A 12,904-nucleotide genomic window follows, 5' to 3' on the forward strand; every position below is an offset into this window, starting at 1 on the left:
GACTACGGTGTCCCGCCACTCGTCTGCGAACCGAATGCCATGGGCCGAACCGCCTCAACCGCTCCGTCACTTGCGCTGCTTCTGGCTGCACTTGCCGCCGACCCCGGAAACACCCACCCGCACGTCTTCATAGATGGGGGTGCGGATCTCGTCTTCGACGGCGAAGGCCGTCTTTCGGAGCTCCGCATTTCCTGGATCTACGACCCATTGACGTCGCTCTTCATGATTGAGGATCTCGGCTTGCCGTCTACCGAACCGCTCACGGAGGCGCAGCGCGCGGAGCTTGCCGCCTATCAGACCGAATGGCACCCGGATTTCCAGGGCGACAGTTATGTCTATGACGGCTCTGGAGAGATCGGCCTTTCAGGACCGCAGGAACCCGACGCCGAGATCCGGGACGGGCGCGTGGTCATCAGCTTCACCCGCAAACTCGACACACCCATCCCGCCAAGCGATCAGATCCGCGTGGAGATCTATGATCCCACCTATTATACGGCCTATGCTGTAACGGAGGCTCCCCGGCTTCTGGGCAATGCCGTAGACTGCGCAGCCACGATCGATCCGTTCGAACCCACCCAGGATCTCGTCGCCCTTCAGACCAGCCTCTTCGCGATCCCGGCCGACGAGGATCCAGAGGAAAATCTCGGCCAACTCTTTGCCGACAAGATCTTCTTGAGATGCGACTGAAAGCAACCCTGGTCCTTCTGGCCGTCGGGCTGCTCGCCGTAGCAGCCTGGCAGAAAGGCGCACATCAGGCGCTTTTCTGGTGGCTGGCCCAGAAACAGCACGCGTTGCAGTCACTGCTCGCAGCCCGCATTCAGGCGCTTCAAACCGGCGATCCTTCGGCATTCTGGTCGCTCATCGGCATCTGTGCGGCCTACGGGTTTCTGCATGCCGCAGGTCCGGGGCACGGCAAAGCACTTGTCGCCGGCGGAGCTTTCGCGATGAAGGCCACGGCCCGCCGCATGGTGATGATAGCGGCGGCTGGCAGTCTCGCGCAGTCGCTTCTGGCGATCCTCATCGTCTTTGGCAGCCTCTCCCTGCTTGCAGGCACGGCTCGCGGCACGATTGATGCAGGCGAAGGCTGGATGACGCTCCTCGGCGACGGCATCATTGCCCTGATCGGCGGCTGGATACTGACCCGCGGGCTGCTCCGGATCGCAAAGTTGGAGAAGCACCACGCCCATCACGGTGGATCATGCGGCTGCGGACACAGCCATCACCCCGATCCGCAAGCCGTCGCTTCATCCAGCGGGATGCGGGATGCCGCACTCCTCGTGGCCGGCATGGCCGCGCGGCCCTGCACCGGCGCGTTGGTGGTCCTGATACTTGCCTGGAAGTTGCAGGTCGCAAGTGCGGGTGCTGCAGGCGTTCTGGCCATGGGACTGGGCACGGCAGCCTTCACCGCACTTGTCGCATTTCTCGCGGTCCGGGGACGCGACACTGCCCTGATCGCCGCCGGGGACAGCGCCGCCGCGCGCTTTGTGCTTCCCCTGATACAAATTCTCGCGGGCGGCGCCATCCTGCTTGCGAGCCTGGCGCTCATGACAACATCCCCGGTTTTTGCCTGACCACGAAGCCTCGTCTTGGGCCTTGCCGCCAGATAGCGGTTTTCAGAGGCGGTGGACTGGGTTAACAGGAACGAGTACGGATTACGAAAATAGGTACCGCGGGGGCCATTCGATCATGTCAGTCATCATAGATATCGTTGGGCGTGAAATTCTCGACAGCCGGGGCAACCCGACGGTTGAGGTAGACGTGCTTCTCGAAGACGGCTCCATGGGCCGCGCAGCGGTGCCCTCGGGGGCCTCCACCGGCGCACACGAAGCAGTCGAACTGCGTGACAAGGACCCCAAGCGCTACGGTGGCAAGGGCGTTCTGCACGCGGTTCGCTCGGTCAACGGTCCGATCTCGGATGCGCTCTGCGGCAACCTTGCTACGGACCAGGTCAAGCTCGACAAGCTCATGTGCGGCCTCGACGGCACCCACAACAAGGGTCGCCTGGGGGCCAACGCGATCCTCGGCGTCAGCCTCGCCTGCGCAAAGGCAGCTGCCCAGAGCCTCGGCACCCCGCTCTATCGCTACATTGGCGGAACCGGAGCCCGCGTTCTGCCGGTGCCCATGATGAACATCATCAATGGTGGTGAGCACGCCGATAACCCGATCGACATTCAGGAATTCATGATCATGCCGGTCGGCGCCGAAAGCATCGCCGACGCGGTCAGGATCGGGGCCGAAGTGTTCCACACCCTGAAAAAGGAACTCAGCGGGGCTGGCCACAATACCGGTATCGGCGATGAAGGCGGTTTTGCCCCCGCGCTTCAAAGCGCCGACGAAGCGCTCGATTTTATCATGAAGTCGATCGAGAAGTCCGGCTACATGCCCGGCGAAGATGTCTACCTCGCGCTCGACTGCGCCTCGACCGAGTATTACCAGGACGGCGCCTACCACATGAAGGGCGAGGGCGTGACACGCTCGGTGGACGAGAACGTTTCCTACCTCGCGGATCTCGTGGCACGCTACCCGATCATCTCCATCGAGGACGGCATGGCCGAAGACGATTGGGAAGGCTGGAAGAAGCTCACTGACGCGATTGGCAACAAGTGCCAACTCGTGGGCGACGACCTCTTCGTTACAAATACAAAGCGACTGGTCAAAGGCATCGACGAAGGCATCGCCAACTCGATCCTCGTCAAGGTCAACCAGATCGGTTCGCTGACCGAAACGCTCGAAGCGGTCGAAATGGCGCACCGCGCGCGGTTCACCGCCGTCATGTCGCACCGCTCGGGCGAAACCGAGGACTCGACCATCGCCGATCTCGCCGTGGCAACCAATTGCGGCCAGATCAAGACCGGTTCGCTTTCGCGCTCCGATCGACTCGCCAAATACAACCAGCTCATCCGGCTTGAAGAAGACCTCGGCGAAGACGCGATCTACGCCGGCATGTCGATCTTGAAGTAAGTCGGGAAAGTGGCGGGCGCGACGGCATGTCGGAGGAAACATCAGCCAGACTGTATCTCGTCGCGCCGGCTGGCCCCGGCCTGAGCAACTGTGCGGAGGCGCTTGAGCGCCTTCTCACCGAGAATGATGTGGCCTGTCTGCGTATTGCCGCCGGAGCTGCGTCGGAGGACGACCTCTGCCGTGCCGCAGACACGCTCCGCCCCATCTGCCACGCACAGGATGTTCCCGTCCTGATGAGCGATCATTTCCGCCTCGTAACGCAACTCGGGCTCGATGGCGTTCACCTCACCGATGGATCGAGAAAAGTGCGCAGCGCCCGCAAGGCGCTTGCCAAGGACGCGATCGTCGGGGCCTATGCCCATGCGTCGAGACATGACGGCATGACGGCAGGTGAGATCGGCGCGGATTATGTCAGTTTCGGCCCACTCACGCAGTCCAGTCTCGGGGATGGGGTCCTGGCCCCGCTTGACCTGTTCCGCTGGTGGTCGGAGATGATCGAGCTTCCCGTCGTTGCGGAAGGCGGACTGACCCCGGAAATCGCTGCAGATGTTGAACAGGTTTCCGACTTCATCTGTCTTGGAGATGAATTATGGTCCAGCGATGATGGACCTTTTGCGGCGATGAAGCGATTTCAGGCGGCCATTTCCGGCGCCGCCGTCGCCTGAGCTCCGAAACCCTCGCCCTTGCGGCCAACCAGCCGTTTTCCGGTGGCCGCAACCAGAGTCCCCGACAACTGCGTCAGGAGTGAAAATCTCTGCCGGCTGGCATCAGATGTCGCCGCGCATCCATGTTTCGAGTTCCTGTTCAACCTCTTTGCGAATACCGCTGTCCAGGCGTTCAAGCTCCTGATGAGCCGCATTGACATTTCGCGACGACGGGCTCCGAGCAGCATTCGCCGTGGCCATTGCACAAGGATGTTCCGCCCCTAGCCGTGCCGAAATCACGGCGCTTAAAGCCGTGTAGAATCTGTCTTCGACAGCAAAGTCCATTGTTTCCTCCTCTAAACGCCGAACCTTTCGTGGTCCGGTCATTTCCTCCCAAGGTATGTCTGCACACCCACAAAAGCAATCGCATAGGTTGTGCTTTTCGTTGGGCCATCCTCCTTTCGGCCTGGCTACGTCGCGCCCCCGCCCCCTTCCGAAGCTACTCGCGAGTAGATCCAATCAATAGGGAGTAACACCCGATCAAAGAGTGCCCTTGGTGGAATCATGCGTCCTTGACGTGACGCAAACTCAACACTCGAAAGCACAATATGGTTGCATGGAAAGCAGGGCTGCAGGTTCATTCTGCCCTTGTTTTATTGATCCTGCCGGTCACATCTCCGTCAACACCATGGCCTCTCGGCGGACTGCCTCTCTGACGAAAGAAAAGCCGCCGAGCACTCGACCCGGCGGCTTCCCTACTCACGACGGATGTCTGTCATAAGGACCGTTGATCACTCGTCGCGAATGCGGAGGTGAACGACTTCGTTGACGGTCTTGGCGGATGCTTCCTCGGCATTCAGGCCGGTCTGGGCGATGAGCTGCTGGAAGGCGGCTTCCGAGATCGCGCCCTTGGCAACGCGGTCACCGAGCGTTTCGGCGGATGCGATGGAAGCGCCACTAGCAATGACAGCTGCGGCGAGGGCGAAAGAACGTGCGATATTGGTCATGTCTGTCTCCATGGGTTGCCGGATCACTCCGGCATTTGAAACGGAACCGTTTCGTTCCTATGTTTGTTTATATAGCGCACGCTTGAGCTCGCACAAGAGTAAACCGAACGGTTTCGTATCAGAAAGGCAGGGGCTGACTGCCGCGCGCGTGGACAAAGGGGCATGCAACCAGTAACATTTGGGAGACACGGGAGGCTTTAGGGTCTTGAAAATGAACGACATGACGAATTCCGAGGGCTTGATGACGGACTGGCCGGCAATGTGCCCGGCCTCCAGCCGTTCGGAGAAAAAACTCAAGCAGATCCTGGATGGCGCGCGCGCCGTGTTCCGCGAACAGGGTTTTGCGGGCGCAAGCGTTGACGACATCGCCAAGAGCGCAGGCATCTCGAAGGCGACGATGTATCGCTATTTCCCCGACAAGGCCTCGATCTACGAGGCGGTCATGAAAGGCGACTGCAAGTTGCAGGCGGAACTTGCGGAAACCTGCATCGAAGGCCTCCCGATCCGGGAGAAGCTGCTCAAGCATGCGGTTCACCATATCCACATGTTCCTCTCGCCCTTCATACGCGACATCTACCGCGCCGCGGTTGCCGAGTCCGCCCGAATGCCGGAGATCGGCCAACAGTTCTTTTCGTCCGGCCCCGAAAAGCGCAAGGCAATGCTGTCACCCATTCTCGCGGAAGCTAGCCACAAGGGTGACCTCGCGGTCGAGGATGCCGATTTCGCAGCTTTCCAGTTCTTCGCGCTCTGCGCTTCCGAAATTCAGATGAAGGCGCTCTTCGGGGTAAAGCAGGACTATACGGATCGCGAGATCGACGAATATGCCGCGCGGGCGGTCGACACATTCATGCGCGCATACGCCCCCTGCTCCGAGCAACAGGGGGCGGCATGACGGATGCCGCGCCTTTCACCCCGCGCTCTCATGCCCCTGGGCGATAAGACCCTCGACCTCCGCACGTGACGGGGCGGAAGCCGACGCCCCAGGCCGCGTGGTCGCAAGTGCGCCCGCCGCCGAGGCAAAGCGAAGCGCATCTTCCAGCGGCATTTCCTCGGAGAGCGCGACGGCAAGAGCCCCGTTGAAGCTGTCACCCGCCGCAACGGTATCGACGGGATCGACGCGATAGGGTCCCATCAACCCTTCCGTTCCATCCGTGGCGGCGTAGGCAAGCCCGCGCGCTCCCATCTTGATGACGCAAACCTCCGGTCCCAGCCGGCAAAGTGCCCGCGCGGCAGAGATCGCATCGCTGCCGCCACCCGGCGAAAACCCCAGAAGCGCTTCAGCCTCCGTCTCGTTCGGCGTGACAATATCCGCGGCCCTCCATAGCCCGTCGGGAACGGAAACCGGCACGGGGGCAGGATCGAGAACCACCCGCGCCCCCTTAGCCTTGGCCGAAATCATGGCGGCACGCGTTGCCTCGAGCGGCGTTTCAAGCTGAAACAGCGCGACTTTCGCGCCTTCGAAGACCGCCGGGTCCGGTCCTTCCGCCGGCCAGGCCAGGTTTGCCCCGCCCATCACCGTGATCGTGTTCTGCGAACTGGCATCGACATGGATGAGCGCGATACCCGTGGTCACATCCGAAAAACGCTGCAGATGATGGAGAGGGACGCTCTTGGCGGCAAGTTCCGCGCGCAACATTGCACCGAACGCGTCCTCCCCGGTCGCCGAAACGAAACGCACCGGATCGCGCGAAAGCCGCTGAACCGCCACGGCCTGGTTCGCTCCCTTGCCGCCGAGCCCGATGCTTTCCCGCCCGGAGTGGATCGTCTGCCCTGGGCGCGGGAGCATGTCCACATAGACCGTCAGGTCGAGGTTGACCGATCCGAAGACGACGACGCTCATGTTCCCCAAGCCTTCCGGCCCCTATGGTATCCTTTGCCCATTGTCCCCTCCCCTGCAACGCACCCAAGCGCATCGCAGGCTAGTCGCAACCGCGGCAATGTCCAGCATGTCGCGCCTCCGGTCACACCCCGGCTTTTCAGCCCTCGAAGTCAGACAACCGCCGTGACGCCGCGATCTGGCCTTCCCACACCATGTCTAGCGCTTCGACCAGTGGCAGGCTCTGCTGTCCTTCCCAGAGGTGGATTGCCCGCGAGGTACAGCAGACCGCATTGTCCGCCAACGCCATGGCAATCTGCCGGTCCTTCACCCGCTCGAAGAGGCAATCCGCAACCTCGTCGCGCTCGCTGACAAGATAGCCGTCAAGCACGCCGAGAGCCTTGGCATTGGAATGGACCACCGTCCGGACCATGCGAAGCGTCTCCTCCTCGGCGATGAGCGAGGCCATGTGCCTGTCGAGAAACAGCTTGAGATCGCGGGCGATCGGCGCGGTGCCGTGGCGCAAAGCGGTCTTGTCCTCCTCCCTGAAGCCCGGCGGCCGACCGACGGCGGCGGATTCCTTGTTGGGATAGTAATTGAAGAAGGTGCGAGCACTGACCCCGGCGGCGGCGGCAATGGCCTCGGTGGTGACGTTCTCGAGCCCCTGGTCGAGCGCGAGTTTCAATGTGGCGAGCTGAATGTCGCGGGCAGTCTCCTGCCGCCGACGCTCTCGTAACGGAAGTGTCATCGAATTTACTTTGCGCACTCTGCAATGTTTGCCTATGAAGCAATATGGGGTCAGTGTAGTCAAGGGTCTAGAAGGCGATGAAATCCTTCGTATGTAAATTTGTGTTGGCGGTTACCGCCGCCGCAGCGGTCACGTCCGCGGCAAATGCCCAGGGCGCGCCGGGAGCCGGCCCGGTTGAAGTGGGTTTCGTCGAGGCCTCGTTGCAGGAGGTGCCGCGCACCGTGACCCTTCCGGGGCGCGCCGTTGCGTTTCAGGAAGTGGAACTGCGCCCCCGAGTGGGTGGCGTGATCGAGGAGATCCTCTACACGCCGGGCCAGCTGCTCGAGGTCGGCGATCCACTTTTCCGCATCGACGATTCCTCCTACGTTGCAGCAGAGGCTTCCGCCCGTGCGGATCTGGCAACCGCCGAAGCCAATCTTCCGGTCGCGCAGTCGGCCTATGATCGCGCGGAACAGCTCGCCGGCCGCGGCTACACGGAAGCCGAAGTCGAATCCGCCCGCGCCACCCTCGCAGAAGCCGAGGCCACACTCGATTCCGCCAGGGCCGCGCTCGACTATGCCCAGACCGAGCTATCCTGGACGACGATCACAAGCCCCATCTCGGGACGCGCGGACGTCCCGACGGTTTCCGTGGGCGATCTCGTTACTGCGGGCCAGAGCGACGAGTTGACCACCATCGTCCGGTCGGACCCGATCTATGTCGACATGATGGAAGCAAGCGCCCGGATCCTCTCCATCCGAAAAGGCATTCGCGAGGGCACGCTCCAGCAGAACGACAGCATCAAGGCCTCGCTTCAGCTCGAGAACGGCGACGTTTACCGCGGAACGGGCGCTCTGGTGACCCCCGGCAACTTTGTCTCCACCACGACCGGCACGGTGACGGTCCGCTTCGAGTTCGACAATCCGCATCACGTCGTCATTCCGGGCATGTTCCTGCGCGGCGAGGTGACCATCGGAACGGCACAGGCCTATCTCGTACCCCAACGCGCGGCGACCCGTGGAAATTCCGGCGAGCTGACCGTCTTTGTCGTCGGTGAGGACGGCACCGCGGAGCAGCGGACCTTGCAAGATCAGGGCAGCTATCAGAACTCCTGGATCGTGCAGGACGGACTGGCCGAAGGCGACAAGATCATCGTCGACGGGCTGTCCTCGCTCCGCCCCGGCCAGGAGGTCACGCCCGTGGCGGCGACGATCGACGATAACGGCATCGTCCGCGATATTGCAGCCGGCGAAGAAGAGAACTGATCCATGGCATCGTTCTTCATTCACCGCCCGGTCTTCGCGTGGGTTCTGGCCATAGTCGTCATGCTCGTCGGCACCTTCAGCCTCACAAGCCTTCCCATTTCCCAATACCCCGATATTGCGCCCACCACCGTCCGGATCAGCGCATCCTATTCCGGCGCCTCGGCGGAAACGGTGGAAAACTCGGTGACCACGGTCATCGAGGACGGGCTGACCGGCCTCGACGGGCTCACCTACATGACATCGTCCTCGACCGAAGGTTCAGCGAGCGTATCGCTTACTTTCGACGATTCCATCGACTCCGACATGGCGCAGGTGCAGGTCCAGAACAAGTTGCAGCTCGTGGAGTCCCAGCTTCCGGACACCGTGACGAACTCGGGCGTTTCCGTCACCCGCTCCACGAGCTCCATCCTGCTGGTGGGCGCCCTGGTAAGCGAGGATGGCCGCTACGACTCCCTGCAACTCGGTGACATTCTAGGCAGCACGATCGAGGACGCGGTGCAGCGAACGGAGGGCGTCGGATCGATCAACATCTTCGGCACCGAATACGCCATGCGAATCTGGCTCAACCCCGATCGCCTCTACCAGTATCAGCTCACCCCCAATGACGTGACCTCGGCCGTTTCGGAGCAGAACACCAATGTCACGGTCGGGAGCCTGGGCGATCAGCCGGTCGCCGAAGGCCAGCAGTTCACCGTTTCGCTGTCCGCGCAGTCCCAGCTCGAATCCGTCGAGGATTTTCAGAACATCCTTCTGAAGACAAACACGGACGGATCGGCGGTCTATCTCGCGGATGTGGCCACCGTCGAACTCGCGGAGGAGCAGTTCGGCCGTTTCAGCCGCTACAATGGCCACCCGGCCGCCGGGTTCGGCGTCAACCTCGCCACCGGCGCCAACGCGGTCGACACCGCCGAACGGGTCCGCGAGGTGATCTCCGGCCTTTCAACCGCCCTGCCGGAAGGCGTGAGCGTCGAATACCCCTACGACACATCGCCTTTCGTCGAGGACTCGATCGAGGAGGTCTACCATACGCTCATCGAAGCCGTGGTACTGGTGTTCCTCGTTATCCTCCTATTCCTCCAGAGTTGGCGTGCGACAATCATCCCGACCATCGCCGTGCCCGTGGTTCTTCTGGGCACATTCGGTGTCCTGGCGGCCTTCGGCATGTCGATCAACACACTCACGATGTTTGCCCTGGTGCTGGCCATCGGCCTGCTGGTGGACGACGCCATCGTCGTGGTCGAGAATGTCGAACGCGTCATGGAGGAGGACGGGCTGGACGCGAAGGCCGCGACCGAAAAGAGCATGGGCGAAATCTCCACCGCCCTGGTGGGCATCGTCATGGTCCTCTCGGCCGTATTCCTGCCCATGGCCTTCATGTCCGGCTCGACCGGCGTGATCTACAAGCAGTTCTCGGTCACGATCATCTCGGCCATGGTTCTGTCGCTTTTCGTAGCTTTGATCCTGACGCCGGCCATGTGCGCACAACTCCTGAAGCCGAGCCATGGCAAACAGCCCATCGCTCCCCTGCGCTGGTTCAACACCGGGCTCAACCGCCTGACCGACGGTTATGGCGGCGCAGTCGGCCGTCTGTCGCTGCGTCCCTTCCGCATGCTGCTGGTGCTGGCCCTTGTCGGTTTCGGCGCCTGGTGGATCTATGACCGGCTCCCGACCTCGTTCCTGCCCACCGAGGATCAGGGCGTGCTGATGACGATGGTCGAATTGCCCCAGGGCTCGACCTCGCAGCAGACCTCCCATACCGCCTCGGTCATCGAGGACTACCTGCTCAGCGAGGAGTCCGAGGTGGTTGAGAGCGTGTTCTCCAATATCGGGTTCAGTTTCGGCGGGTCCGGCCAGAACAACGCCATGCTGTTCATCAAGCTGAAGGATTACGATGAGCGTCCCGGCGTGGACGCGGCCGATGTGATGAACCGGGCGAATGCCGCCTTCTTCCAGTCCCGGCTCGGAAGCGTGTTCGTCCTGCAACCGCCCGCGATCCAGGGCCTCGGAAATACGTCGGGCTTCTCGATGTATCTCGTCGACCAGTCGGGCGTCGGCCAGGAAGCCCTGAGCGCCGCCGCCGACGAGCTGGTCTCACTTGGCAATGCCGATGGCCGCGTGACCAACCTGCGCGGCAATGACGACGCGACCGAACCGGCCCTGAAACTGCAGATCGACCAGCAGAAGGCCGAGGCGCTCGGCGTGTCGCTCTCGGATGTGAACTCGATGCTATCCACGGTCTTCTCCGGCTCCTACGTCAACGATTTCCCCCTCGGCAACGACCTCCGCGAGGTCATCGTCCAGGGCGGGACGCCGTGGCGGATGCAACCGGAGAACGTCGATCAGTGGTATGTCCGCAACGACGATTCCGAAATGGTGCCGCTCTCCTCCTTCATCAGTCGCGAATGGGAAACCGTCACGCCCAAGCTTGCGCGCTACGGCGGCACCCGTGCCCTCGAGATCTCCGGGGCAGCGGCGGCAGGCCTGAGCTCCGGTGACGCCATGAGCGCCATGGAAGACCTGACATCGGAACTGAATGGCTCTTTCGCCTCCGCCTGGACTGGTCTGAGCTACCAGGAAAGACTGTCGGGCAGCCAGGAGCCGATCCTCTACACCCTGTCGGCTCTCGTGGTCTTTCTCTGCCTCGCGGCGCTCTACGAAAGCTGGACAGTCCCCTTCGCCGTGATGCTCTCCGTTCCCGTGGGCGTGCTCGGCGCAATGGCGGCGACCTGGGCATTCGGGCAATCTAACGATGTCTATTTCAAGGTCGGCCTGCTCACGACCATCGGCCTTGCGGCCCGAAACGCGATCCTGATCGTCGAGTTTGCCGAGGCCCAGCGCGCACAGGGCATGGCGCTGATGGCGGCAACGGTCTCGGCAGCACGCCAGCGCCTGCGCCCGATCCTGATGACCTCGCTTGCCTTCGGCTTCGGCATCACGCCCCTGGTTCTTGCCTCCGGGGCGGGGGCCAATGCCCAGAAATCCATCGGCACCGGAATGCTCGGTGGCATCATCTTTTCGGCGGTGATCGGGGTCATTCTGGTCCCGGTGTTCTATGTCGCTGTCATCAAGGCCACGGGAATGTTCCGGGCACGTGTGGAGGCTGCACAGTGAAATCCACTTTGATCCTCGTCGGCCTGCTCGTCGCAGGCTGCGCAGTCGGCCCCGACTACCAGCGCCCCGACGTCACCCTCCAAACGCGCTTCGTGGATGGCGATGCGGATGCCATCGGTGCGGTTGCCACGGAACGCTGGTGGCTGACCTACAATGATCCCCTGCTCGATCAGTTGGTTGCGCGCGGGCTTGCGCAGAACCTCGACGTGCTCTCGGCGACCGAAGCCGTCAGGCAGGCCCAAGCTGAACTGCGTGAAACTGGCATCAACTCCGCCTTGGACGGATCGCTGACAGGAACGCTCGAGCGATCCGGCGGCGATGCGGTCGATGGCGTCACCACGGTGGAATCCGGCGAGCTGGGCGCATCGCTCGTCATCGATATGTTCGGTGGCCTCCAGCGCGAACGCGAAAGCGCTTTGGCATCGCTGACGGCCGCGCAGGCCGATGTGGAGACCGTGCGGCTCGCATGGCTCGCGGAACTTGTCGCCGCCTACTCCGATGCCCGATCCTACCAGGAAATCCTGGCCCTGACGCGCGAAACAATCGAGGCGCGGGAGGAAACCGTCGAAATCACGCGCAGCCAGTTCGAAGCCGGTGCCGCAACCGAATACGAGGTCGCCGAAGCCCAGGCCCTGCTCTCGAATGCCCGCGCGGCCCTGCCGCAGTATGCCGCGCTCTTCGATGCCAGTGTCTATGCGATTGCAACGCTGCTCAACGAACCCGCCGGCCCGATCCTCGCCGACATGCAGAAGGGAGCAGCCCAGCTACGCACCCCCGGCGGCGCACAGACCGGCGTGCCCGCCGACCTCCTGCGCAATCGCCCCGACGTTCGCAGCGCCGAAGCCGATCTCGCCGAAGCCGTGGCCGATGTCGGTGTTGCCGAAGCGGATCTCTATCCCTCCCTGTCGCTCTCCGGTACGGTCGCGAGCGTCAGCGGTGTCGAGGCCTGGAGCTTCGGCCCGCAACTTTCCCTACCGGTCTTCGACCAGGGAGCGCTCAGGGCAACTCGTGATGCAGAGATATCGGAAGCGAAACAGTATGAGATTACCTGGCGCGTCTCCGTTCTCGATGCGGTCGAGGACGTCCAGGTCGCCCAGTCCAACCTGACCCGTTACCGGCAGCGCGCCGCCTTGCTGCGAACGGCTGCGGACGAATACGGACGAGCTCTCGACCTCGCTCAGGAAAACTACCGCAGCGGTGCGATTACCCTTCTGGACTTGCTCGACACCGATCGAAACACCGCATCGGCCCGGATTTCGGCGGCATCCGCCGTGAACGACGCAGCCCAGGCCTGGGCGACCCTGAAGATCGCAACCGGCGCAGGTGCCGCCGCAGCGGGCAATATCACCAACTGACATGCCCAATCCTCACCG

The 12,904-nt window shown here is 62.5% G+C and carries 12 protein-coding genes; 8 read left to right on the top strand and 4 right to left on the bottom strand.

Going from position 1 to position 12,904, the window contains the following annotated elements; genetic code table 11:
• The first annotated feature begins 39 nt into the window (after positions 1 to 39).
• The 4 genes from ACP15W_RS10970 (at position 40) to ACP15W_RS10985 (ending at position 3,626) form a co-directional block, all read left to right on the top strand.
• A complete protein-coding gene (locus ACP15W_RS10970; protein ID WP_424932933.1) occupies positions 40 to 687 on the top strand; it encodes a DUF1007 family protein in 648 nt (215 codons plus the stop codon).
• Positions 678 to 1,571 carry a nickel/cobalt transporter gene (locus tag ACP15W_RS10975; protein ID WP_424932934.1) on the top strand — a complete coding sequence of 298 codons (894 nt, stop codon included), beginning with the start codon at positions 678 to 680 and terminating at the stop codon, positions 1,569 to 1,571. Before ACP15W_RS10970 ends, ACP15W_RS10975 begins: the two co-directional genes overlap by 10 nt.
• A 115-nt stretch (positions 1,572 to 1,686) precedes the next feature.
• On the top strand, positions 1,687 to 2,961 hold the full coding sequence (gene eno / locus ACP15W_RS10980) for a phosphopyruvate hydratase (RefSeq protein ID WP_424932935.1): 1,275 nt from the start codon (positions 1,687 to 1,689) through the stop codon (positions 2,959 to 2,961).
• 26 nt (positions 2,962 to 2,987) lie between these two features.
• Positions 2,988 to 3,626, top strand: a complete 639-nt coding sequence (locus tag ACP15W_RS10985) for a thiamine phosphate synthase (RefSeq protein WP_424932936.1) — start codon at positions 2,988 to 2,990, stop codon at positions 3,624 to 3,626.
• A 102-nt stretch (positions 3,627 to 3,728) separates the two neighbouring features.
• Here the strand turns inward: ACP15W_RS10985 and ACP15W_RS10990 are convergent, their stop codons facing one another.
• Both ACP15W_RS10990 and ACP15W_RS10995 read right to left on the bottom strand, forming a co-directional pair.
• Positions 3,729 to 3,950 carry a hypothetical protein gene (locus ACP15W_RS10990; RefSeq protein WP_424932937.1) on the bottom strand — a complete coding sequence of 74 codons (222 nt, stop codon included), beginning with the start codon at positions 3,948 to 3,950 and terminating at the stop codon, positions 3,729 to 3,731.
• A gap of 446 nt (positions 3,951 to 4,396) precedes the next feature.
• A complete protein-coding gene (locus ACP15W_RS10995; RefSeq protein ID WP_424932938.1) occupies positions 4,397 to 4,612 on the bottom strand; it encodes a hypothetical protein in 216 nt (71 codons plus the stop codon).
• A gap of 211 nt (positions 4,613 to 4,823) precedes the next feature.
• Here ACP15W_RS10995 and ACP15W_RS11000 point away from each other — a divergent pair, with 211 nt between their 5' ends.
• Positions 4,824 to 5,504: a TetR/AcrR family transcriptional regulator gene (locus ACP15W_RS11000; RefSeq protein ID WP_424932939.1), complete on the top strand. Its 681-nt coding sequence runs from the start codon at positions 4,824 to 4,826 to the stop codon at positions 5,502 to 5,504.
• Between the two features lie 15 nt (positions 5,505 to 5,519).
• Here the strand turns inward: ACP15W_RS11000 and ACP15W_RS11005 are convergent, their stop codons facing one another.
• Both ACP15W_RS11005 and ACP15W_RS11010 read right to left on the bottom strand, forming a co-directional pair.
• Positions 5,520 to 6,452, bottom strand: coding sequence for a ribokinase (locus tag ACP15W_RS11005; protein ID WP_424932940.1), 933 nt, complete (start codon positions 6,450 to 6,452; stop codon positions 5,520 to 5,522).
• A gap of 136 nt (positions 6,453 to 6,588) precedes the next feature.
• Positions 6,589 to 7,176, bottom strand: coding sequence for a TetR/AcrR family transcriptional regulator (locus ACP15W_RS11010; RefSeq protein WP_424932941.1), 588 nt, complete (start codon positions 7,174 to 7,176; stop codon positions 6,589 to 6,591).
• Between the two features lie 101 nt (positions 7,177 to 7,277).
• Between ACP15W_RS11010 and ACP15W_RS11015 the strand changes: the two genes are divergently transcribed.
• From ACP15W_RS11015 to ACP15W_RS11025, 3 genes are read left to right on the top strand one after another with little or no spacing between them, the layout of a single operon-like run.
• Positions 7,278 to 8,420 carry an efflux RND transporter periplasmic adaptor subunit gene (locus ACP15W_RS11015; RefSeq protein WP_424933396.1) on the top strand — a complete coding sequence of 381 codons (1,143 nt, stop codon included), beginning with the start codon at positions 7,278 to 7,280 and terminating at the stop codon, positions 8,418 to 8,420.
• Positions 8,421 to 8,423: 3 nt separating this feature from the next.
• Positions 8,424 to 11,531 (top strand): efflux RND transporter permease subunit, encoded by a 3,108-nt coding sequence (locus ACP15W_RS11020; RefSeq protein WP_424932942.1) that lies wholly within the window; start codon positions 8,424 to 8,426, stop codon positions 11,529 to 11,531.
• Positions 11,528 to 12,886, top strand: coding sequence for an efflux transporter outer membrane subunit (locus ACP15W_RS11025; RefSeq protein ID WP_424932943.1), 1,359 nt, complete (start codon positions 11,528 to 11,530; stop codon positions 12,884 to 12,886). The genes ACP15W_RS11020 and ACP15W_RS11025 overlap by 4 nt, the downstream gene beginning before the upstream one ends.
• Positions 12,887 to 12,904 lie beyond the last annotated feature (18 nt).

The organism is Amaricoccus macauensis (assembly GCF_049800915.1).
Lineage (GTDB): Bacteria > Pseudomonadota > Alphaproteobacteria > Rhodobacterales > Rhodobacteraceae > Amaricoccus > Amaricoccus macauensis_A.